General features: G+C 49.0%; 22 protein-coding genes. 8 read left to right on the forward strand and 14 right to left on the reverse strand.

Going from position 1 to position 21060, the window contains the following annotated elements:
• The first annotated feature begins 68 nt into the window (after positions 1–68).
• The 3 genes from LQ777_RS02685 (at position 69) to folB (ending at position 2406) form a co-directional block, all read left to right on the forward strand.
• Positions 69–968 carry a WD40 repeat domain-containing protein gene (locus LQ777_RS02685; protein ID WP_232560977.1) on the forward strand — a complete coding sequence of 300 codons (900 nt, stop codon included), beginning with the start codon at positions 69–71 and terminating at the stop codon, positions 966–968.
• A 119-nt stretch (positions 969–1087) separates the two neighbouring features.
• Positions 1088–1993, forward strand: a complete 906-nt coding sequence (locus tag LQ777_RS02690; protein ID WP_232560978.1) for a DivIVA domain-containing protein — start codon at positions 1088–1090, stop codon at positions 1991–1993.
• Positions 1994–2055: 62 nt separating this feature from the next.
• The gene (gene folB / locus LQ777_RS02695) at positions 2056–2406 is read left to right on the forward strand and encodes a dihydroneopterin aldolase (protein ID WP_232560979.1); all 351 of its coding nucleotides are present in this window, start codon (positions 2056–2058) and stop codon (positions 2404–2406) included.
• Positions 2407–2464: 58 nt separating this feature from the next.
• On the opposite strand, the gene ytxJ is transcribed toward folB, so the two are convergent.
• Both ytxJ and LQ777_RS02705 read right to left on the reverse strand, forming a co-directional pair.
• On the reverse strand, positions 2465–2794 hold the full coding sequence (gene ytxJ / locus LQ777_RS02700) for a bacillithiol system redox-active protein YtxJ (protein WP_232560980.1): 330 nt from the start codon (positions 2792–2794) through the stop codon (positions 2465–2467).
• 54 nt (positions 2795–2848) lie between these two features.
• Positions 2849–3157: a phosphoribosylpyrophosphate synthetase gene (locus LQ777_RS02705; RefSeq protein WP_232560981.1), complete on the reverse strand. Its 309-nt coding sequence runs from the start codon at positions 3155–3157 to the stop codon at positions 2849–2851.
• A gap of 63 nt (positions 3158–3220) precedes the next feature.
• Between LQ777_RS02705 and LQ777_RS02710 the strand changes: the two genes are divergently transcribed.
• Both LQ777_RS02710 and rsgA read left to right on the forward strand, forming a co-directional pair.
• Positions 3221–4486: a 3-deoxy-D-manno-octulosonic acid transferase gene (locus LQ777_RS02710; RefSeq protein WP_232560982.1), complete on the forward strand. Its 1266-nt coding sequence runs from the start codon at positions 3221–3223 to the stop codon at positions 4484–4486.
• Positions 4487–4545: 59 nt separating this feature from the next.
• A complete protein-coding gene (gene rsgA, locus LQ777_RS02715) occupies positions 4546–5472 on the forward strand; it encodes a ribosome small subunit-dependent GTPase A (RefSeq protein WP_232560983.1) in 927 nt (308 codons plus the stop codon).
• Between the two features lie 64 nt (positions 5473–5536).
• On the opposite strand, the gene LQ777_RS02720 is transcribed toward rsgA, so the two are convergent.
• Positions 5537–6913 (reverse strand): cystathionine beta-synthase, encoded by a 1377-nt coding sequence (locus tag LQ777_RS02720; RefSeq protein WP_232560984.1) that lies wholly within the window; start codon positions 6911–6913, stop codon positions 5537–5539.
• Positions 6914–7024: 111 nt separating this feature from the next.
• Entirely contained in the window at positions 7025–7153 is a 129-nt protein-coding gene (locus tag LQ777_RS30505) for a hypothetical protein (protein ID WP_255720820.1), read from the reverse strand.
• 129 nt (positions 7154–7282) lie between these two features.
• Between LQ777_RS30505 and LQ777_RS02725 the strand changes: the two genes are divergently transcribed.
• Positions 7283–7687, forward strand: a complete 405-nt coding sequence (locus tag LQ777_RS02725) for a hypothetical protein (RefSeq protein WP_232560985.1) — start codon at positions 7283–7285, stop codon at positions 7685–7687.
• Between the two features lie 71 nt (positions 7688–7758).
• Here the strand turns inward: LQ777_RS02725 and LQ777_RS02730 are convergent, their stop codons facing one another.
• The 6 genes from LQ777_RS02730 to hemC all read right to left on the reverse strand — a co-directional run bounded on the left by LQ777_RS02730 (position 7759) and on the right by hemC (position 13939).
• A complete protein-coding gene (locus tag LQ777_RS02730) occupies positions 7759–8328 on the reverse strand; it encodes a hypothetical protein (protein ID WP_232560986.1) in 570 nt (189 codons plus the stop codon).
• Positions 8325–9416, reverse strand: coding sequence for an AAA family ATPase (locus tag LQ777_RS02735; protein WP_232560987.1), 1092 nt, complete (start codon positions 9414–9416; stop codon positions 8325–8327). The genes LQ777_RS02730 and LQ777_RS02735 overlap by 4 nt, the downstream gene beginning before the upstream one ends.
• Before the next feature lie 50 nt (positions 9417–9466).
• A complete protein-coding gene (locus LQ777_RS02740) occupies positions 9467–11119 on the reverse strand; it encodes a M1 family metallopeptidase (RefSeq protein WP_232560988.1) in 1653 nt (550 codons plus the stop codon).
• A 166-nt stretch (positions 11120–11285) separates the two neighbouring features.
• Positions 11286–12515, reverse strand: a complete 1230-nt coding sequence (locus tag LQ777_RS02745) for an ABC transporter permease (protein ID WP_232560989.1) — start codon at positions 12513–12515, stop codon at positions 11286–11288.
• A gap of 60 nt (positions 12516–12575) precedes the next feature.
• Positions 12576–13016 carry a GNAT family N-acetyltransferase gene (locus LQ777_RS02750; RefSeq protein WP_232560990.1) on the reverse strand — a complete coding sequence of 147 codons (441 nt, stop codon included), beginning with the start codon at positions 13014–13016 and terminating at the stop codon, positions 12576–12578.
• A complete protein-coding gene (gene hemC, locus LQ777_RS02755; protein ID WP_232560991.1) occupies positions 13013–13939 on the reverse strand; it encodes a hydroxymethylbilane synthase in 927 nt (308 codons plus the stop codon). The genes LQ777_RS02750 and hemC overlap by 4 nt, the downstream gene beginning before the upstream one ends.
• Positions 13940–14262: 323 nt before the next feature.
• Here hemC and LQ777_RS02760 point away from each other — a divergent pair, with 323 nt between their 5' ends.
• Together LQ777_RS02760 and LQ777_RS02765 are read left to right on the forward strand one after the other, a co-directional pair.
• Complete coding sequence (locus LQ777_RS02760; RefSeq protein WP_232560992.1) at positions 14263–14670, forward strand: Hsp20/alpha crystallin family protein; 408 nt, start codon at positions 14263–14265, stop codon at positions 14668–14670.
• A gap of 367 nt (positions 14671–15037) precedes the next feature.
• The gene (locus LQ777_RS02765; protein ID WP_232560993.1) at positions 15038–16087 is read left to right on the forward strand and encodes a ribonucleotide-diphosphate reductase subunit beta; all 1050 of its coding nucleotides are present in this window, start codon (positions 15038–15040) and stop codon (positions 16085–16087) included.
• A gap of 93 nt (positions 16088–16180) precedes the next feature.
• Here LQ777_RS02765 and LQ777_RS02770 read toward each other — a convergent pair whose 3' ends face one another.
• The 4 genes from LQ777_RS02770 to LQ777_RS02785 all read right to left on the reverse strand — a co-directional run bounded on the left by LQ777_RS02770 (position 16181) and on the right by LQ777_RS02785 (position 20916).
• Positions 16181–16639 (reverse strand): regulatory protein RecX, encoded by a 459-nt coding sequence (locus tag LQ777_RS02770; protein ID WP_232560994.1) that lies wholly within the window; start codon positions 16637–16639, stop codon positions 16181–16183.
• 161 nt (positions 16640–16800) lie between these two features.
• Positions 16801–18741, reverse strand: a complete 1941-nt coding sequence (locus LQ777_RS02775) for a hypothetical protein (RefSeq protein WP_232560995.1) — start codon at positions 18739–18741, stop codon at positions 16801–16803.
• A 287-nt stretch (positions 18742–19028) separates the two neighbouring features.
• Positions 19029–19961, reverse strand: coding sequence for an RraA family protein (locus tag LQ777_RS02780; protein WP_232560996.1), 933 nt, complete (start codon positions 19959–19961; stop codon positions 19029–19031).
• 16 nt (positions 19962–19977) lie between these two features.
• Entirely contained in the window at positions 19978–20916 is a 939-nt protein-coding gene (locus LQ777_RS02785) for an RraA family protein (RefSeq protein ID WP_232560997.1), read from the reverse strand.
• Between the last annotated feature and the right edge of the window lie 144 nt (positions 20917–21060).

Below are 21060 nucleotides of genomic sequence, written 5' to 3' on the forward strand. Positions count from 1 at the left end.
AATCGGAAGTCGTTCGAGAAAAAGAAAGGTTTACCGACCTTTGATGCTCGACTTTTGGTTTATAAGGCGTGATAATTGAAAAAATTGATACGTTTGGCGGTCATCGTGACTGTGTGTATGCACTCGAACACGGACCGCAACCCCATCAGCTCTTTTCTGCCGGAGCAGATGGCTTGGTAGTGCGCTGGCATCTGGATCGGCCTGATCTGGGAGAACTGGTTGCAAAAGTTCCGGCTTCCGTATACGCACTCGCTTTACACGCCACGAGCGGGCTTTTATGGGTAGGGCAGAATTACGAAGGAGTGCATCTCATCGACGTTTTCAGTAAACAAGAAGTTAACTCGTTAAAACTGACTACGGCGGCCATTTTTGACATTAAATTTTACAAAAATGACGCAATTATTGCGCTTTCGGATGGGGTAGTGATCGTCGTTGACGCCGAACAGCTGGCTATCAAAAAACACTTGAAGGCGTCCGATCAGTCGGCGCGGTGTATAGCCGTTAATCCCGTCGAGCGAGAGGTAGCCATCGGTTATAGCGATAACACTGTCCGGATTTTCGACCTGACTACCTACGCGCTTAAACGGATGATTCCAGCCCACGCTAATTCTGTCTTTACGGTGGCCTATTCGCCTGATTTTCGATTTTTGCTAACAGCAGGACGCGATGCTCACCTAAAAGTATGGCAGGTCGAAAATGAGTACACGTTGCACGAGGATATCGTTGCGCATATGTTTGCCATCAATCATCTTGTCTACAATCCGGCTGGGACGTTGCTGGCAACGGCGAGTATGGACAAATCAATCAAATTGTGGGATGCTGAAACGTTCCGTCTGTTGAAGGTTGTTGATCGCGCCCGCCATGCCGGACATGGTACATCTGTTAATAAATTGTTGTGGACTAATTACAAGAATCAGTTGCTTTCGGCAAGCGACGACCGCACGGTTTCGGTCTGGAAAGTAGCCTAACGCACAGTTTTCAGACCGAACAAGCGGATTTCACTTGCCATTTATTGATAAATCCATATTATAGGTGTTACTTCACCCTCAGCAGGTATGACAATAATTACCTTAACCGAAGTGTACCGATGAAAATTACGCCCATTGAGATCCGGCAGCACACGTTCGAACGGGGGCTGCGTGGGTATAAATCCGAAGATGTTGATGCTTTTCTAGTTTCACTTTCTCAAGAATGGGAGCGTGTCACCGGTGAACATAAAATGCTGAAAATGCAGCTTGAGTTAGCCGAGAAAGAATTGGGTAAACTCAAAGAAGTAGAAATGACCCTGTTCCGGACGCTGAAGACCGCCGAGGATACGAGTACACAAATTACTGATCAGGCCACAAAAGCAGCGGAGCAGTACATGGCCGAAGCCCGCCAGCGCGCCGATGACATGCTGGCCGAAGCCCGTAAGAAATCGACATTGATGGTACAGGACGCCGAAAATCAGTCGCGCTTTCTGAAAGAAAATATCCTTAATGACCTGAAAGTGATTGAACATGATTTCAAGGCGCTTGAGGGATACAAGGAAAATCTGGCTACTCAGATACGCTCGCTTGCCAGCGGGGCTATTGATAGCGTTGATCGGTTTGAGAAGAAGTTCTTGAAGCAGGACCTGAAGGGGAAAATAGACGAAGTGTCCACTCAGATCAATGGTGAGCTGAAAAAGGCTGACGAGGAGCAAAGTGTGCGTGCGTTACCGATGCCCTCCGAGCCCGCAACGCCTGTCGATGAACTCCCTGAATTGGTTGAGCGTGAAACGGCCATTCCCGAAGCAATACCCATTGACGAACCGGTTATGGCCAGACTCGATGACGCCGTTCATGAGGAAATGCAGCCAGAAAACGCATCATTACCGGTGGCTCAGCCAGAACCCGCCTTTGAGAAGACAGCCCCAGAGTCTACCTTAGCCGAAGTAAATACAGCAGAGCCAGCGATAGTCGTTGAAGAGACGCAACCAAAGAAGGGAGGGTCTTTTTTCGACCAGATCTAAACGCGTTGTGGTTCGCTGACATAACGCGCAGTACTTTTAGCGGGTATGCACCCGCCTTGTAAATGGGAACAATTGCATTAGAAGGACTTGAATTTTTCTCCTACCACGGTTTTTACGACGAGGAGCAAAAAATAGGTAACAAGTATTCGGTCGATATTGTGGTAACCGCCGATTTCTCGGAAGCCGCCCGACGCGACCGATTGAGCGCCACCGTTAACTACGAAGATCTTTATCAGATTACGGCTGCCGTGATGAAGCAGCCAGCGCGATTGCTGGAACACATTGCTCACCGCATCATTCAGGAAATCCGACTGAAGTATTCCGATTTGCTGGCCGTGGAAGTGAGCGTTTCTAAATTCAACCCGCCGATTGGGGGTGTTTGCCATCGGGCGAAAATCACGTTGAAGGAATAAGAAAAAGGGGCGGAAGAAATGGTTTCTTCCGCCCCTTTTTACGAGCATACATTCTTTGCTAGACAGCCTGCTGTAAACCCGCAAACGAGATCGACATGTGCGAGGCATCATAAACGCACTTGCCGTTCCGAATCAGCAATACCTGTGGTGATTCGTGTACTACGCCGAATACATTCTCAATTTTATTGGAAATAGGCCGGTTTGCCAGCAAATCCAAGTAGTAAGGTTTCACGCCAAGCTGATCGCTCCAGTTGCGTTCCATCCGGCTGAGCGCCATGGCGCTTATCGAGCAAGTCGTGCTGTGTTTGAAAATCAGCACCGGTTGCTTCGCAGACTCCTCCTTAATTTCGTCGAGTTGAGCGTCGCTCGTTAGTTTATTCCAGTTCATTGTAACAACACGTATTCTGTTGAAGCAGAATGATTTTTTTGCTTTAAAAGTTCGTCATTCTTCGGGCGTATAACGCAGTTTTTCCGCCATTTCCGGGGATACTGCCTGCGCGTAGGCTCCGTACGCATCTACCAATGTGCCTCGGTTCCCTTCTTTGTCTTCAACGGCATACAGAACGCTTGAATCGTCAGGGTCAGTCATACCTTCGAAGCGATAAACCTGTACAATATCAAAATTGGTGGGGTGAAGCTGAATATCCGTTTGCTGACAGTGCAGGGCGTCGCTCTTCAGGTTGTAGTCGAGCGTGAAGCCTTGTTGGCGTAGGCCGTCCAGCGCTTCGGTGAGTGTGTCGTAGGTTTGCATCGTTTTGGGAATGGTTTGGGCAGCAGTGATTAGCTTTGTAAATATAACCAACCGTATATTCGCTTGTTCTCGGGATTCTACAACACCGGTATTTTTGTCTTCCAGAGCCTATTGCAGCTAGTAGCTCCGTTCAACCCCAAAGCTAAAAAATGGGTCGATGGTCGGCGTGACTGGCGCAGTAGTCTGACCAACAAATTGGCTTCGAACAAGAGTCCGGTAGCTTGGTTCCATGCAGCTTCGTTGGGTGAGTTTGAACAGGGACGTCCGGTTATAGAAGCCTATCGGGAGCAGTACCCTGACCACAAAATCCTGCTGACGTTTTTTTCGCCATCGGGATACGAAGTGCGTAAGGACTATGACGGTGCCCATTTTGTAGTTTACCTGCCCGCTGATACACCCGTCAACGCCCGCGATTTTGTAGCGATTGTAAAACCACGAATTGCTTTTTTTATCAAATACGAATTCTGGTACAATTACCTTCACGAGCTAAAAGCCGCAGAGGTTGCTACCCTATCTTTCTCCGCTATCTTTCGACCGAACCAGCTTTTCTTTAAATCCTACGGAGGGTTTTACCGGAACATGCTTCGTTACTTCGACCATATTCTGGTGCAGAATGACGAATCGGTTCGGTTACTGAAAAGCATTGGTGTTTCAACGGTGACGCTGGCGGGTGATACCCGTTTTGATCGGGTGGCTCAGGTCGCAGCGGCCAAAAAAGATATTCCGGTTGCCCGCACGTTTAAAAAGGGTGCGCCGATGCTGGTAGTAGGCAGCGCGTGGAAAGAAGACATGGACGTGCTGATCCCGTTCCTGAATCAGTTCGACAAACCGCTGAAAGTGATTATCGCTCCGCACGAAATTCACGACGAGGAAATCCAAAAATGGCGTGGTGAATTGAGAATGCCGTCCGTTCGCTTTTCCGAAGCGCAATCGCCAACGTTCGATCAGTCGACGCTCGAATCATTCGCTGTCCTGTTTATCGACAATGTCGGTATGTTAACGTCGCTTTATCAGTATGGTGAATTTGCGTTTATCGGAGGGGCGTTTAAGCAGGGGCTTCATAACATTCTGGAAGCGGCCACGTTTGGAATGCCCCTTTTTTTCGGCCCCAGCTACGACAAATTTCAGGAGGCCGTTGATCTGGTACAGGAGGGGGCCGCTTTTCCGATCGATAGTACCGTATCCTTAAACGTTGCGTTTGCAAAACAATACGCCGACCGCTCTAAAGCCGCTCAGGTGAGCCGGAATTATGTGCTGCGGAACATTGGCGCAACGGCGCAGGTTATGGAGGTTGTACAACAACTAATGGGCGAAAGAACGATTGGATAAAGAACAGAAAAGTCGGTATTACAGTCTTTCGCTTACTCACTCTTTTTGCGCACGAAGCATTGAAACAAGGGTTAATTATACGCTCCACAGGGTCCTGGTACGATGTTCGCGACGAGGATGGTCATATATTTCAGGGTAGACTGAAAGGCAAGTTCAAGATCAAAGGGCTGAAAGTCACCAATCCCATTGCCGTGGGCGACCACGTGACGTTTGCCGTTGAAGATGAAGCCGAAAACACGGCAATTATTACGGACATTGCTCCCCGTGAGAATTACATTATCCGGCAGTCGGTGCACAAAACGGCCCACGGGCATATTCTGGCGGCTAATCTCGATCAGGCGGTGTTGCTGGCAACGCTTACCCTGCCGCGCACATCGCTTGGTTTTATCGACCGGTTTCTGGTTTCGGCCGAGTCATTTCGCATTTCAACGACCATCGTTTTCAACAAAACGGATATCCTGAACGACGAAGGGCTGGCCTATCAGCAGGAAATCATGGATATGTACGAAAACATCGGTTACCAATGCATGGCTACTTCCGCAACGGAAGGGGAGGGTGTGGACGCTTTTCGACAATTGCTGGACCATAAGGTGACGCTGTTATCGGGCCATTCGGGGGTAGGAAAATCGTCGTTGGTTAATGCGATCGCACCCGACCTGAATTTACGGACCAACGAGGTGTCTACTTTTGCTAACAAAGGTGTTCATACGACTACCTTCGCCGAGATGTTTGAACTGGCTCCCGATACGTATATCATCGATACACCGGGCATTAAAGAACTGGGATTGATCGATACAGCTAAGGAGGAAATCAGCCATTACTTTCCCGAAATGCGCGACCGGCTGAACCAGTGTCGCTTTCATAACTGTCTGCACATCAACGAGCCCGGCTGTGCGATAAAAGACGCCGTCGCCGAAGGTGACATCGCCGAAAGTCGCTATATGAGTTACCTAAGCATGGTTGAAGGCGGAGATAACCGGCGGTAATGTAATGAATGATGTAGGGTGCATAAGGTATGTTTGCTAACTAGTCATACACCCTACATCAATCTTAGTTTGTCATGGCGGCCAGCAAGTCGGCCTGCGTAATGATGTGTATCTGTTCTTTTTCGTCGCGAACAAGCAGGGCTTTGTTTTCCCGGTCAATCAGCGAGGACAACGAATCGATCGTGTTGTCCAGACCGACGAATTTAAACGGTTTGTCCATTACATCGCTGACCGGTTTCTCTTTTACAGTGGGGTCTTCGATCAGTTTGTTCAAAATAGTTGAATCGGTAATGCTGCCCACAATTTGACCGGATTCGTCAACGATTGGAATCTGCGAAATGCTGTGCCGGTTCAACACATGAATCGCTTGCCCGACCGAAACGCCGGAACCAATGGTGGTTAACTGTGAATGCCCGTTCTTACTGTGGATAATGTCGCGTGCTGTTTTAAACGCTCTGTCTTCCAGAAAGCCGTGGTCTTTCATCCAGGTATCGTTGTAAATCTTGGCGAGGTAGCGCGTGCCGTGGTCGGGTAGGAGAATCACCAGCACGTCGTCATCGGTGAGGTGATCTTTGGCCCATTCCAATGCCCCATGCACCGCCGTACCACACGACCAGCCTACAAATAATCCTTCCTCGCGCGACAGCCGCCGTGCCATAACAGCCGCGTCTTTATCCGTCACCTTTATAAACTGGTCGATAACGCTAAAGTCAACGTTTTGCGGCAATATGTCTTCACCGATGCCTTCGGTCAGATACGGATAAATTTCCCGTTCATCGAACTGGCCGGTTTCCTTGTACTTCTTGAAGACAGAACCATACGTGTCCATTCCTATCGAAACGATAGCCGGATTCTGCTCTTTAAGGTATTTTGACGTGCCGCAGATGGTTCCGCCCGTACCGACGCCAGCCGCAAAGTGGGTGATTTTACCATCTGTATCGCGCCAGATTTCGGGACCGGTGGTTTCGTAATGAGCTGCGGTATTGGCCGGGTTATCGTACTGGTTTGGATACAGCGAGTTTGGAATATCGCGGTTGAGCTTCTTGGCGACGGAGTAATACGAACGCGGATCGTCGGGAGCTACGTTCGTTGGACATACGACAACCTCTGCACCTACTGCCCGCAAGATGTCGATCTTTTCTTTCGACTGCTTATCGGCCATCGTGAAAATACACTTGTACCCTTTGCCGATAGCCGCCAGCGCCAGACCCATGCCGGTGTTACCGCTAGTCCCCTCGATAATGGTTCCGCCGGGTTTCAGCACACCGCGTGCTTCGGCGTCTTCGATCATGCGAATGGCAATGCGGTCTTTGACGGAGTTGCCGGGATTGAAATATTCGACTTTCGCCAGAACGGTGCCCCGGATACCTTTCGTGACTTTATTGAGCTTCACCAGGGGCGTGTTGCCGATGGTATCTATGATGGAGTTATAGTAGTGCATAATAATCAACGTTGGTGGCCCAACTATGGTTTTGTCTACAGAAAACCATTAACCAGCAAGTTCGTTTAGCCAATTTTGTTTACCGCCCTCTGCGAGTCTACTATCAGTTCATTAGCGCCGTGGTGTCGGTGGTGTCGGTGGTGTCGGTTTCTTAAAACCGACACCACCGACACCACCGACACCACGGCTCAGCTCATAAGCGTAGATACGAGATGCCGATGTGACATCAGCGCTGTACATCTGACAGGGCGATTTCTACTATTCAGTTGCTGTTTCGTGCAATTCGCGCAAGTGCCTGTTCACAAGAGCTTTAAACGGCTATACCTTTGACTCACTCTTTTAGCCAAAACAACAAATACGAACAGAATTATGAAAACTATTGCTCAATCATTCGCTATGGCCCTGCTGCTAAGCACAGCTGCGTTCGCTGACGACATCGTTACGACATCAACCAAATCGGTTAGTCCGATGGTAACAACGAATTCGTACAAAGTGGCTGTTTTCCCATCATCGACAAATGTGTCTAAGCTCCACGTTATCGTAGAGCGGCAGCCGGGCCAATCGATGACCATTTTCCTGAAAGATGCGCGTGGTAATGCACTCGGTCAGCAGCAGGTCGGTAAAAGTCAGGGCACGTTCCGGTTTCAGTTCGATCTGGCTGAATTGCAAGATGGTAACTACCGGGTCGAAGTAGTAAGTGGTAACGACGTTGCGCTGTATCCAGTCACGCTAAAAACGCAGCCTTCCGTGGCGCGCACGCTGATAGTAAACTAATAGATAAAGGGTAAGATTGGGTCAGAAAGCCACGGTACTATTGCTGTGGCTTTTTTGTGCTTCAGCTACTACTAACTGACAAAGGCTTTGACCTGCTGATGAAAGTGCTTGAAACTAGTAGAACGCTGTTCGAGCCAGTCAACATCGAGATTAACCAAAAGCTCGTTGGCTAGTTCAAGCTGTTTATCGACTTTGAGCTTACCGCCGTACACTCGTTGCTTGGCTTCGATTCGCATGATTTGTTCAAACGATTCATTCTTTGTTGAGGTAGGGTTGGCTTTGTGCCACTGCAAATAAAGAAGCCAGTGTTCAATACACTGAACTGGCATCATAAACACAACTTTAGGATGACCAGAGCAAAGCGAAGATAGCTTAGACTTCAACACATCAATTTTCTTGCTATCGGTCGAGTCGGTATCGCGTCCAATAAAAAGCAGATCTAAACCATAATTTGTAAACCCTTTCCGGGTTGCGTCAGGGATCGAATCCTCTACTTCACGAGCGTTGCTTGCTCTAATTGCCCAACTGAATGGCTGGCTTTCTTCAAAAAGACCAGGATGACACTGACCGAGATAATACTCGATAAAGTTTCTGTGGGCGCGATCTTCACACAGAATTCCGTAACGAATGGTTTTACTCATCTTGGTACACCGCCCAAAAATCCAACTTTCCAGGCCTGACCTAAGCCATTCAGGTATTGAGGAGGATCAATGCCTAAACGAGTACTTTCTTCGGTTTCCGGCTCTATAATGTCTTTCTGCAAATTCTTGACGTGAGTGGCCCCTTCATCATCTTTATCGAAAATAAATACGGACTCAGGCATGTCTTTAAACATATCGACAACGGCTGGGCTGTGCGTTGTCATAATCACCTGCACGTCCTTCTCATCGGCTAAACCAAAGATAAAGTTAATTACTTCTTCGATCCGGCGCGGGTGAATGCCTTTTTCAGGTTCTTCGAGAAGCAAGAGTTTGGGCGGGTTAGGCTGGTTGATAATGCAGAGAAGAGCAATAAAATAAAGCGTTCCCTCCGAGAGTTCGTCAGCCCAGTAAATTGTCTTTTGCTTACCGTTTGTTAAACCAATGCGCTTAAAGGTTTTATCACCAAACTGTTTTACCAGTTCGTCCGTAGAAGGAACATTCTGAAAGTTGATTTCTGTAAATTCGGGAACGCACTTAGCCAAATCCGCTTTTATCTGCGCAAAAGATTCTGGATACTCGTCTCTGATTCGGTCAAAGAAAGCAATCAAATTAGAAGCATCCGCAGCGACAGAATCGTCACCCAATCCAACTGGTGCTGGTTTATTAAGTTTATTGGGATCAGGTTTGTAAACTCTTAAAGAGTTAAGTCTACTACGTAAGAAGGACGCATTAGGATAGCCTGTTTCACTTCGATCATACACGACTCCTTTTCTGGTATTGACTTGTGATGATTCAACATCAAGCTGATTTGAGAAGGTAAGCTTTCGGAGAAATGTCAATTCTTCATCATTACGCTGAAACGTCAGTTCAATAGATAACGTACTGGCCGAACGCATGAAGCGAAAATCGTAGGATTGTCGTTCAGCTGCGATATTGTCTTGTAAAACCCCGAACTCAAAATACTCCAGCGCCTTCAGAAAATTCGTTTTGCCGGAGTTATTAGGGCCGATTAACAGATTGACTTTTTGGAGGTCGAGCGTGACGTCTTTCAGGCTCTTGAAGTTCTGGATCGAAACGCGCTTGAGCATGGTCGTAAAGAGTTTGAGGCCGCTGAAGGACTGCCGTACAAGGTAACCAATTATTTCCCCATCTGAACAGCCCGCATCAGAACCGTATTGTCGGGGTCAATGACTACCGAAGCCGGTTGAGCCGTTACCGGAACCGTAAAAGTCTGGTTCGTATTCGTCAGATTCAGGCGGGCAGTACGGCTAATCTCACGACCACGGGCGTCGCGGAGGCTGAACGTAAGCGGGAGCGTGAAAACAACACCCGTACGTTGTGCCTGACGGACGTCGATCACCAATGCTTTCTTTGCTGCGTCGTAGCTGGTTCCCCAGACGAGTTCGGGATAGCCGGGTTCGTAGAGCCATTGTCGGAAAAACGTATCCAATTTCTTACCCGACACGCTTTCCATAACCGCCTGAAAATCGCTGGTGTGGGCGTTGGCATTGCGGAATTTCTGGTAATACGCCCGGATGCCTTTCCAGAAAACGTCGTCGCCGAGTTCGTGGCGAAGCATGTGCAATACCCAGCCGCCTTTCTGATACGAATTTGGGTTCAGCAGATCCATCAGATTCGTAGTGGTCGAGTCAACGATGGTGCCTTTGGGCTTGAGGGCCGTATACCGTAAAATTTGCCCTTTGTTCTGGTTGAGTACGGCGTTGAGCGTGTCTTTCCCGTAGGCGTGTTCGAGGTAGAGCGCGGAGAAATACGTCGCAAACCCTTCGCTTAGCCAAAGCTGCGACCAATCGGCTTCGGTAGCCGAATTACCAAACCACTGGTGGGCAATCTCGTGAGCCAGCAACGCTTCAACGTCCGAATCCTTATGACCAACAATCACTTTCTCGTTATAGAAAATGCAGCTGGCGTTTTCCATACCGCCGAAAATGGTGGTCGATTCGACGTTAGCCAGCTTCTCGTAGGAATACGGACCAACCTTGTCGATAAAGTATTGCAGGATTTCTTTGGCCGGACGGTAATCGACAAATCCTTTCTGACTGTCTTTGGGATACAGCCAGCTTTGCACCGGCACACCGCTTACCGAACCGACTTCATCAACCGCAAACCGAGCGGCTCCAATCACCATCACCTTTGTTGGGATGGGGGTGTTTTCCTGCCAGCGGGTTACTTTTCTCCCGTTGGACAGATTATTTTCACCGACGAACTTGCCGTTCGCAATGACGCGGTACGAAGCCGGTGCGTTTACCGAAAAGGCGCAGGTCGCTTTGTCGGAGGGGTGATCGACTACGGGCAGGTAGTTTCGGGCATTGTTGGGCCAATTGTCGCCGAAAAAGGTGCGTTCGCCAAACTTATTCCGACTAATGATCAGGCCCCGTGCCGGAGTACCCTCGTAACGAATAAATACCTCCGTTGATTGGCCGGGTTGTGCAGCCGGAAGATTGATAAACACCCGATCGTTGCGGTGCGTAAACGGAGCTGTTTTACCGTCGGACAGGCGTACTTCCCGTACCTGCATACCGGTTCCTGTCGAGTCGCTTTTTCCTCCGATCAGATCAAACCAGACGGTCTGCCGATCATCGGCGCGGGTAAAGCGAATAGTAGTTTCGCCCTTAATCTGGTTGGTAGAATCGCTAAGGGTTAATGAGAAGGCATAATGTTGAACGTCAACACCGGGTTGTGTGTAACGAGCCGTATTGCCCGGCAACTGAGCAAACGAAGCGGTCGCCAGAAGTAGGAAAAGAACGCAGAATTTTAATTGCAATTGAGTCATTGATAATCCAGTAATTGAGGGAGTTAAACCGTGGCGGTGTGGTGTCGTCGGAGCCGTGGTGTCGGTTTCTCAAAACCGACACCACATCACGCCTTTCACGGATTCCGGGCAATAACGGTTCGAAAACCTGACATCACCTACCGCCACGGTTTGTTCTCGTCTCTAGTTAATCTTCGGCCAGAGTTCGCGAAATGTTCATGCGATACACTCCCAGGGCAGGCAACGCAGCGGCCAGCAAACCAATCAAAACGGCGACGCCTAACAAAATCCATTCTTCGGGTAAGATGCCAAAAGCAGCCAGGTTATAATGATACTCTGACGACACACTGTTCGAAAACAGCCACAACCCGACGCGGCTTAATAGAATGCCTAATCCAAAACCAATCAGCGCCAGTACCAGTCCTTCGAGCAGCAACATGCCAAACAACTGCGCCCGTGTTGCGCCCATCGAAAGCATCAGGGCCATCTCGTAGCGACGCTCTTTTAACGAATTATACAGCGACACAAATACACTGATACCCGAAATGAGCATAATCACAACGGCTAATCCGCGCAGGGTTTCTACGCCAACACCAAGCAGCGAAAACAGCCGGTTGATCTCAATGTTAGGCAAAGCGGCCTGTAGCTTGGAGTTGGTGTTGATGCCGCGAGCGATCATCATACCAAGCGGGTTGCGGAACTGGATAAGCATGCTCGTGATTTCGCGGGGAGCCTCCTCGTGTTCTTCGTGCTCATGGGCTTCGCCCTCTTCGTGTTCGTGCTCTTCGCCGTGTTCATCGTGGTGCTCGTGAATGGCCCAAACGCTTGACAACGGGGTTAGAATGAGCTGATCGACAACCGTATTGCTGGGGTTCAGAATACCAACAACTTTGTATTTGGTATCGGCGTGTACGTCGCCTTCGGCATCAAGTCCGTGCGATCCAGAGAATGTATCGCCCAGTTTCAAACCAGCTACCTCCGCCACGCGTGAACCAATCACCGTTTCCAGATCTTGCTGAAACAATCGCCCTTGACCCACGCTTGCGTCAAAATGATCGATGTATTTTTTGTTGGTACCGACGATCCGAAACGAGCGGTAGTTATCGCCCATCGACAGCGGAATGGCCGTTTTGATCATCGGATTGCGCGTCAGCTTTTCGGCTTCTTCGAGCGGAATATTACCCGTCGGCGAATCAATCTGATAAATGCTGGACAGAATTAACTGCAAAGGGCTACCTTTTGCGCCCAGCACCATGTCTATACCTTTGATGTTCTTCCGGAACTGGTCGTCTAACTGCTTGTTAAGCAGCAGCAGCAGCGATATAATCGTGATGCCGAAGGTCATCAGCAGACCGCTCAGAAAGCTGCTTAGTGGTTTGTCTTTTAGGTTGCTCCAACTAATTCGGAATAAATTCATGGTTGCAGATGAACACAGATTGATCAGAAAAAGGCAAACGCAAATTACCGATTTGCAACGTTATTGCAAATCCAGTTTGAAGTGATGACTGACGATATTAAACCGTTTGTTCAGATACAGTCGATGCGCGTCGTACCGAGCGGGATTCTGACCCGAATCCAGTGAAACGCATTGGCAACCAGTCTGCCGAGCCTGCTCAACGATAAAATCGACCAGAGCGCCGGCATAGCCTTTTCCACGGGCTTCTGGCAGCGTCGACAGATCATCGATGTACAACGTTTTGCCGCTGTACAATAAATGCATGATGCGGTAACCCGTAACGGCAGGAGCGGGTCTTGACGGATCACCTTCGTCAACGAAAGCTAATACGAACCGTTCATTTTCCTGTTGAAACCGAATTTGTTCAAAAGCCTGCTCTTCGGTCAGATGCGGGCGCAGGGCCAGCATGGCGGGCAAACAACGACGAATCTCGGCGTCGGTCTGGGCAATCGCTATAGTCATAGATGAGCGCGAATCTCGGTTAATAATACGTCACCACCACGTCCTAAAATTGTTTCGGCCAGCTCGTGGCCTAGCATTGTCGCTTGTTCAGGTGTACCCGTAAAGGTTTCGCGCAGGAGTTGGCTACCGTCCAGGCTAACTAGTCCGCCGGACAGGCTAATCGTCTGCTCCTTCGTCCACTGTGCCAGCGCAAAGGACGGAATACTACAGCCGCCTTCCAGCCGGGCCAGGAAAGCCCGCTCAGCGCGTAAACACGATTCGGTCAGGGAGTGATTCGTCAATTGACGAATGGCATTGGTTTTGTCAATAGCCAGTGTTTCGGCGGCTTCGATGGCAATGCTGCCTTGCCCAACGGCGGGCGTAAAATCAGCGATTGGTAGATGCTCGACAATCAGATCGTCGTATCCCATCCGATGCACACCCGCGTAGGCCAGCAACAGCGCATCACATTGCCCTTCATCGAGCTTACGCAGACGCGTTTGTAGGTTTCCCCGCATATCCACGGTCGTGACGTGTGGACAGAAATGCTTCAGCATAGCGACCCGACGTGTAGACGAAGTGCCAATCGTGAACTCCCGACCATTGGTAAGCGACAGACTCTTGTCGCGACTAATCAATACGTCGTTCGTTAGTTCCCGTTCGGTGAAAGAGATAATCGACAATCCCGTTGGCAGACTTGACGGTAGATCTTTGGCGCTGTGAACGGCAATATCAATCGACCCGGCCCAAAGCTGCTCTTCCAGTTCCTGGGTAAAAACGCCTTTGCTGCCAATCTTCGATAGCGAGCGGTCCAGCACTTTATCGCCTTTCGTATCGATGAGTACCAGTTCGGAGGTTAGTCCACCGGCTTGCAATAGTGCTTGTATATGTTCGGCCTGCCACAAGGCCAGGCGGCTCGTGCGGGTTCCAATTCGAATATGCATGTGAAGTTCTAAACTGCTTCTAAAGTGCAAAGGTACGGCTTAGACGCCACCAAAACAGGCTCTTTTCGTGGTAAATACGCTGATCGGTTCTGTAGAAGAGAAACCACACCATACCACAACGGCTACGACCATAATTCCCCAATCGAGCGAATTGGTCGATATGGCATAAAAAGATAAAAATAACCCTCAGATACGTCAAAACGGCATTAATTGAGCCCAATGGAGCATAAATGGCTGACAGCTTGGCGTAAATAAAGACTCTTAAACCCTTAGGCACGAGGTTTGTCTATATAACAGTACTTGGACAGTAAACAGCAACTCCTATGAAAGCGATAGAGAATGTATTTCAGGGAACGGGCGGTCAAGTTGATTTGCTCAACACCCTATACGGTGGTTCGAGCCAAACGACAATGAAAGTTGAACGGGAGGACGAGCGGCTTATTATTAAATTATCAGCTCCGGGTGTCAGTGCCAATTCATTCAATGTATTGATCGAAGGAAGTAAACTTGTTTTATATACACTACTCGTTAGCACTTCATCACGTAAGGACGACGAAGGTAACAGCCAGCGGTTGGCAGTGCCAATGTTCTTACGCGTGCTCGACATTCCTTCTTTTGTGAATGCCGACCAGATTGAAGCTGTTCACGAACACGGTCAGGTTATGGTGATGCTACCTTTCAAGGATGAAGAACACCTACACCGGCGGATCGACATTAAGGATCTTTTTTAAGTGAACTTGTCTCCCTATCCGGGGCTCTAGCAGCCCTGTAGCCTATAGATTAGAATGCGGGTCGTTTCTACGGAAGCGACCTTTTTTTGTGCCGTTCAGTTTCAGCGTAGTAACTAATTTTACGTAATTAATAGACTGAAAATCAGGGAAGCATGTTTTGGTAGAACTATTTCAAGAACTTGCAGAAAGGTCAGTAACTCAACATGCTGATTGCGTTCCGTTTACCAAAATAGATTAATTGTTCATTCCAGAAACTAGGTTGTAGAAGTGGCCTAAACGGTTAATTTTGTTGGAGCGATTGAATACACCGAGTCTTTCATGCACCAGCTTGAACAACTGGTAAAAACACATAAACTGCAACCCCGTTATGGTACAAAACGAAGTAATCGAACCGATTTTAGAGGAAGACAAAGGCCGATTTGTGCTGTTCCCAATCAAGCACTGGGATATTTGGGAGTTCTACAAAACCCACGAAGCATCGTTCTGGACCGCCGAAGAAATCGACCTTGGGCAGGACATGAAAGACTGGAATAGTCTGAATGATAGCGAACGGCATTTTATCTCGCACGTACTGGCGTTCTTTGCCGCTTCTGACGGAATCGTTAACGAGAACCTCGCCGTCAATTTCCTGTCCGAAGTTCAGTACGCCGAAGCCAAGTGCTTCTACGGCTTTCAGGTGATGATGGAGAACATTCACTCCGAAACCTATTCGTTGCTGATCGATACGTATATCAAAGACGCAGCCGAGAAAGATCACCTGCTGAACGCCATCGATACGATTCCGTGCGTTCAGAAGAAGGCGGAATGGGCACTGCGCTGGATCGAGAACGGCAGCTTCGCCGAACGCCTGATTGCGTTTGCGGCTGTAGAAGGTATTTTCTTCTCGGGTTCGTTCTGTTCAATCTTCTGGCTTAAGAAGCGTGGACTCATGCCGGGCCTGACGTTCTCCAACGAGCTGATCTCCCGTGACGAAGGGCTGCACCGCGATTTTGCGTGTCTGCTGTATACCGATCACATCAAGCACAAGCTGCCTGAATCGCAGATCTACGATATCATTCGGAACGCGGTAGAAATTGAGCAGGAGTTCGTTTCCGACGCGCTGCCGGTGTCGCTGATCGGTATGAACGCTGATCTGATGAAACAGTACATTGCTTTCGTTGCCGATCACCTGCTGACTACCTTAGGATTGCGTAAGCTTTACAACGTATCGAACCCATTCGATTTCATGGATATGATTTCGCTACAGGGCAAGACCAACTTCTTCGAGAAGCGGGTTGGTGAATACCAGCGTGGCGAGGTTATGGCGAAGTTTAAAGCGGCCAAAGCGGCATCGACGCAGCCGCAGGATGCCGCCAATCCAACGCCTGCTCCCGTTGTCGAGGAGTCGAACAGCATCACCTTCGACGCTGATTTCTAGAAATTAATTTGTGCGTTTAGAAAAGCAAAACCACGACAACCTGAGGTTGTCGTGGTTTTGCTTTTCTAAACGTTCTTGAATTAGATCCTGTTTTCATTCGCTGTCACCCAGTACTTGCCAGACCAAATCGGATTCGTAGCCTTTGCTGAGTGCGTACCGAACCAGCTTTTGCTTCACGACGAGCGGATTATCATCCCGAATGCTTCGACGCTTTTTATCCAATAGTTCGCTAAGCGTCGTCCGATAGTCGTCCGGGGCAATCTCTTTCATCGCCTGATCGAGATTATAACCGGTAATGCCCCGTTGTTGCAGGTGCTGTTTGATTTTGCGCTTACCCCAGCCTTTTACCCGGAACTTGCCCCCCGCAAAACTTTTGGCGAAGCGTTCTTCGTTCAGATAGTTCTGCTGAATCAACTCGGCGATCAGTTCTTCCGTATCATCCCCAAAGACACCCCATTCTTTGAGCTTGTCGCGAACTTCCTGTTGCGTTCGTTCCTGATAAGCGCAAAACATAGCCGCTTTGCGAAGCGCGTCCTTCAAGTAATCGGTCATACAGAAAAAACAGCGTGGACGCTCGAGAGGTTCGTGTATAATCCCAAGTAGTTTCTACATTTTGTAAACCTTACTTTGGGAAGCTTTTACGCCGAGAACTTCACTCTCAAATTTAGTCAATGGTAAGCACAGACCTTGCCATCGACTATACCTGGAGTTGCTTACCAAGTCATGCGAGCGAGCTTGAAATATACCGCTTGAGGGTATCGCATCGCTTTAGATTGTCCTGCCGATTGCAGAGATGTTCTCAAGGGAACGTACGCTTCGTTACGACTTCGATTAAATACAACGAATGGCTGATTCGGTAGTGAGTAACCATTCAACAGCGCAAAATCGCGAACCAATACTGTTCCCGACTGGGTGTCGAGCCAATACAACATAGGAGCGGTATTGAACGGATTCGTTTCCATCTGTTCCTGCTGTTTAGCCTCAGTTGACTGACGATCAAGGCCCAATGCATTACGGGTCGCAGCAGCTCGGTCAGCTAGCCGGCCGAGTCCACCAATGAAACCACCTGCTTCCGATAAAGGTGAACTAGCCGGCCTGATTCCATTTGTCGTGCGATTAGCCAGGACGCTTGGTTGTCCGTTGCTGCCACCTACGCTGTTTGATAAACCTCCCGACTGTAATTCGTTATCAAGTAGTGAGAAAGCACTAAACTGAGAAGCTTGCGCGTTACGGGCTTCGTTGACCCACAGCATAACACGCCCATCGGGTTGACTAAATACACGGAGCGTTGGCAAAGGGGCGTCCAATGCAGCCGGTGTTGTGGCTTTGATACCATAATAACGAGTTAGATCTCCTCCTGCCGATAGGTGTAAGGCTCCATAGCCAATAAGCGCACTGGTGCCTTTCGAAGAAGCTTGATTGGCATCATAGCTTATCACTAGGCTTTCTCCATTGGGTAAGTTTACCAGATGCCTCGAGTCACTAAACGCTTTAAAAATGCCGTTGCTTCCATTGACACGAACAATCTGGGCCGCATTCTTTTTATCCCAGATCCGCTGGAAGACCACGCCTTTGGCGTTAATTTTGGCGTAAGCTACTTCATATTTAAGCAAGCCTTTACCCATCGTGACATTGACCAAGGCGTCGGTAGCGTTACTGACAATGGCTGCCTGAGTCATTCCATAATCTTCGTGTGAGACAGTGAAGTTATGACGAAAGACAAGCTTGCCCTGGGCATCAGTGCGAATCAGGACAAGCTCAGGATTTTTAGCTTTGTTTTCATCAGGCCCAAAAAGCCAGTCTGCCCCGACCCGTTGTTGTAATTCACCCGCTGTAACAATAGCTGCGGTATTCTCGTCGACAACATCCGTTATGGCCCAGACTCGCTTGCCACTTAAACCATCCAACGCTAACGAATGCAAGGTCCGTCCCAGCGTGTCAAGTGTGATCAGCTGGTTGGCTTGAGGCTGGTGATAGGTCATAGTACCCTGGTTCGCAAATACTATGTGAGTAGGACTCTGACGGGTGTCTAATGGATAAGTACGGCTGGTCGGCTGGCCTACGGGAAGATAACGATTCGAATAAGGAACGTATTGGTAGGGCGTTTTTTGTACGACAAAATTGTTATTCTGAACAGCTGCTGAGGTTAGATTGGTAACATCTCCCCGATAGCCTAACGCTGAGGTCTGCTCTTGTAGCAATCGGGCATAATCTGTAGCAGTAACGTTGTCTGTGAGATCTTTAGTTTCGGTTTGTACACCACCGGTCAGTCCGATGATCGTCTGAAAGTGGTAGGAGAACGGTTTTTTCAATCCGCTAGTGAGACTGACGAATTGTTCACCTAAAGGTTGAAGATGGCCTTCTTGATAGCCTAGCCGAAATAGTGCAGGAATTGTATTAGGGCCATTTTTAACACCGTAGCCCTTTTCCGCAGAAAGATAACCCACATGCTGACGAAAGACGCTTACATCGACATGACCGTCTTCATGGGCTTTAAACTGGCTTATAAAGCCTTTTGCGCGAAGCAGCCCTTTCCCCTGGCTGTACTGATCTTCAGCTATTGAAAAAATGGCCACTGAATCGACGCTGACACGGGGCTGAGCGCTGGCCGAAATGGTTAATAAAAGCCCAATTGTAGTGTAAAAGTTACGCATGCATTAAATTTCAAGAGATCTTGCGTTAAAGATAGCCAACGGGAGAATGTAAGTATGTATGTTCTGTGAAACATATGAATTAAGAAGTTATGTAGACGCTTTTAAATAGTCTTTATGGGTCTAAGTAAACCTCGTAGCTCAGTAAGGACTATGACAAAAAAAGCCTTATTAACCCCCGTAGAAGGAAGATTAATAAGGCTTAACGTACTGTACAGTTTACAGCCGAGTGCGGCAGAAAAATAGAAGACTTCTGGTAAGCAAACAGGCTGGGGTTAGTTACTCCAAACTTACCAGGTTCGTTTGCTCATCACTTTGTCTAGTTCCGCCTTGGTCATAGTGCCTAATTCGGGATGCTTGCCGAGCCATTTCAGAAATTCCGTCTTGATGTCGTCGGGCCACTGACTGTCGATCTGTCCCGTGGTGTAGCGACCCGATTTGACCATTTCGAAGCCAAACTGATCTTTACGAGTCACAAATTCGGCGGTGCTAACGACCTGTTCGGCCATGTGCGCAGGAACGAATAAAACGCCTTCGCGCTGAGCGATGACCAGATCGCCCGGCAAAACCATTGCGTTACCCATCCGAATCGGTGCGTTCAAGCCCATGAGTACCATTTCTTCTAGGAAGGATGGGTGAAAATCGCGGACAAAGGCGTTGAAACCTTTGAGATTCTGCAATTCCTGAAGGTCGCGCGCGGCCCCGTTGAACACAACGCCGTTGCCCGTTTTGCTGAAAATAGCGTTGCCCAAGGTGGCACCCATGAGGGTTCCTCCGCCGATCTTACCAAACGCGTCGGCTACGTACACATCGCCTTTCGTTAACACTTCAATCGGCCAGGCGTTAGTGTTTCCCTTTCGGCCCTGTTTGGTGGTACCGCGCTCTTTAATGTTTTTTTCGACATCGGGTCGGCTGGGCATAAACATCGCCGTTACGGCCCGTCCGGTAACGGGTACGTCTTCCTTGATCAGTTTCCAGCCGCCTTCAAACTGGTTGGTGTAGCCTTCATTTTTTAGCACCGTCCAGGCGTCATCAATGCCGATGTGCTTTGCCCGTTCCACCAGATCATCGGAAATTTTCGGACGGCCATCGGGAAACCGTTCACCTTTCCATTCCGACGTTAGAAAGACAAGTTCGTCTTTGGGAATAGTCTGGGCAGACAACGAATGAGAAAGGCAAGAAACCGCGATGAAGGGTACTAGCGCTGCAATTTTAAAGTTCATTGGTCAAGCGGGTAAATTAATGGCCTTCTTTGGCGAGATAGGCTTCTATATCTTTTTGGGTGATGGCTAATTTCTTTGGGTATTTGCCTACCCAGGTTCTAAACTCACCTTTGATCTTCTCCGACCAGTCGCCGTGAATTTCGCCGGATGGGTACTTGCTTTGTTGAAGAAGCACCCGCTCAAACTCGTCGCGCAGGGCGGTCATTTCGGAAGCCGACACCAGTTCTTCGACAAGATGAGCCGGAATAAACACAGTTCCGTACTCATTTGCAAATACGACATCGCCCGGCAGCACCGTGACCTCGCCGATGCGGATCGGCGCGTTGATGGAGGTAGGGGTCATATCTTTGATGTACGATGGATCGTGACCTTTGATCCAGGCGTTAAAGCCCTTCGTGTCTTTCAGTTCCTGCATGTCTCTGATCGACCCGTAGAAGATGACGCCTTTACCCGTTTTTCCGTAAATCGCGTTGCCCAGGCTTGACCCAATCAGGGTGCCATCTTTCACCTTACCGTACCCGTCGGCCACGTACACATCACCTTTGGTCAGTACATCAATCGGCCAGATGTTGATGCCCCCTTTCTGTGAACGCCCTTCGGCTTTACCCTGCGCTCTTACCAGACTGTCGAGGTCGGGGCGTGTTGGCATAAACTGAGCCGTTACGACGCGTCCGGTCATGGTTTCGCCTGGCTTGAGAATGATCCAGTCTTTTTCGACCTGATTTCGGTACCCTTTTTTGCCCAGATAGCCCCATACCTGTTCCAACGTACAGTTCTGAAGACGCTCGAGAACCAGATCCGGTACTTTGGGGCGACCATCGGGTAGTCGTTCGCCTTTCCAGTTTGCCGTTAATGCCGTGACGTATTCGGGGGAGGAGCCCAACCGTTGAGCATGGGCTAGAAAGCTGCCTGATAAGGTGAGGGCGGTCAGAATCGCTACTGTTCTCTTTATCATTGGTTTGGTTCGGGTTAACAGAGTAAGGATGTATTGAGTGTGTATGTTTTTGCGAGATTTCTTAATCAGTGCAGCTGGCTCGTGCGGCAAACGAATCGTCTGGCTTGCTAAGCCTTTCATTTGTCTGTCAGATACCTAAGATAA

Source organism: Spirosoma oryzicola, assembly GCF_021233055.1.
In the GTDB taxonomy this organism is placed as follows: Bacteria; Bacteroidota; Bacteroidia; order Cytophagales; family Spirosomataceae; genus Spirosoma; species Spirosoma oryzicola.

Excerpts from the sequence above, each read along its gene's own strand:
- LQ777_RS02775 (WP_232560995.1), bottom strand. The coding sequence starts at position 18,741 with ATGCGTAACTTTTACACTACAATTGGGCTTTTATTAACCATTTCGGCC.
- LQ777_RS02705 (WP_232560981.1), bottom strand. The coding sequence starts at position 3,157 with ATGCAAACCTACGACACACTCACCGAAGCGCTGGACGGCCTACGCCAA.
- LQ777_RS02690 (WP_232560978.1), top strand. The coding sequence starts at position 1,088 with ATGAAAATTACGCCCATTGAGATCCGGCAGCACACGTTCGAACGGGGG.
- LQ777_RS02730 (WP_232560986.1), bottom strand. The coding sequence starts at position 8,328 with ATGAGTAAAACCATTCGTTACGGAATTCTGTGTGAAGATCGCGCCCAC.
- LQ777_RS02725 (WP_232560985.1), top strand. The coding sequence starts at position 7,283 with ATGAAAACTATTGCTCAATCATTCGCTATGGCCCTGCTGCTAAGCACA.
- hemC (WP_232560991.1), bottom strand. The coding sequence starts at position 13,939 with ATGCATATTCGAATTGGAACCCGCACGAGCCGCCTGGCCTTGTGGCAG.
- LQ777_RS02745 (WP_232560989.1), bottom strand. The coding sequence starts at position 12,515 with ATGAATTTATTCCGAATTAGTTGGAGCAACCTAAAAGACAAACCACTA.
- ytxJ (WP_232560980.1), bottom strand. The coding sequence starts at position 2,794 with ATGAACTGGAATAAACTAACGAGCGACGCTCAACTCGACGAAATTAAG.
- LQ777_RS02765 (WP_232560993.1), top strand. The coding sequence starts at position 15,038 with ATGGTACAAAACGAAGTAATCGAACCGATTTTAGAGGAAGACAAAGGC.
- folB (WP_232560979.1), top strand. The coding sequence starts at position 2,056 with ATGGGAACAATTGCATTAGAAGGACTTGAATTTTTCTCCTACCACGGT.
- LQ777_RS02720 (WP_232560984.1), bottom strand. The coding sequence starts at position 6,913 with ATGCACTACTATAACTCCATCATAGATACCATCGGCAACACGCCCCTG.
- LQ777_RS02770 (WP_232560994.1), bottom strand. The coding sequence starts at position 16,639 with ATGACCGATTACTTGAAGGACGCGCTTCGCAAAGCGGCTATGTTTTGC.
- LQ777_RS30505 (WP_255720820.1), bottom strand. The coding sequence starts at position 7,153 with ATGTACAGCGCTGATGTCACATCGGCATCTCGTATCTACGCTTATGAG.
- LQ777_RS02740 (WP_232560988.1), bottom strand. The coding sequence starts at position 11,119 with ATGACTCAATTGCAATTAAAATTCTGCGTTCTTTTCCTACTTCTGGCG.
- LQ777_RS02780 (WP_232560996.1), bottom strand. The coding sequence starts at position 19,961 with ATGAACTTTAAAATTGCAGCGCTAGTACCCTTCATCGCGGTTTCTTGC.
- LQ777_RS02785 (WP_232560997.1), bottom strand. The coding sequence starts at position 20,916 with ATGATAAAGAGAACAGTAGCGATTCTGACCGCCCTCACCTTATCAGGC.
- LQ777_RS02750 (WP_232560990.1), bottom strand. The coding sequence starts at position 13,016 with ATGACTATAGCGATTGCCCAGACCGACGCCGAGATTCGTCGTTGTTTG.
- LQ777_RS02735 (WP_232560987.1), bottom strand. The coding sequence starts at position 9,416 with ATGCTCAAGCGCGTTTCGATCCAGAACTTCAAGAGCCTGAAAGACGTC.
- LQ777_RS02760 (WP_232560992.1), top strand. The coding sequence starts at position 14,263 with ATGAAAGCGATAGAGAATGTATTTCAGGGAACGGGCGGTCAAGTTGAT.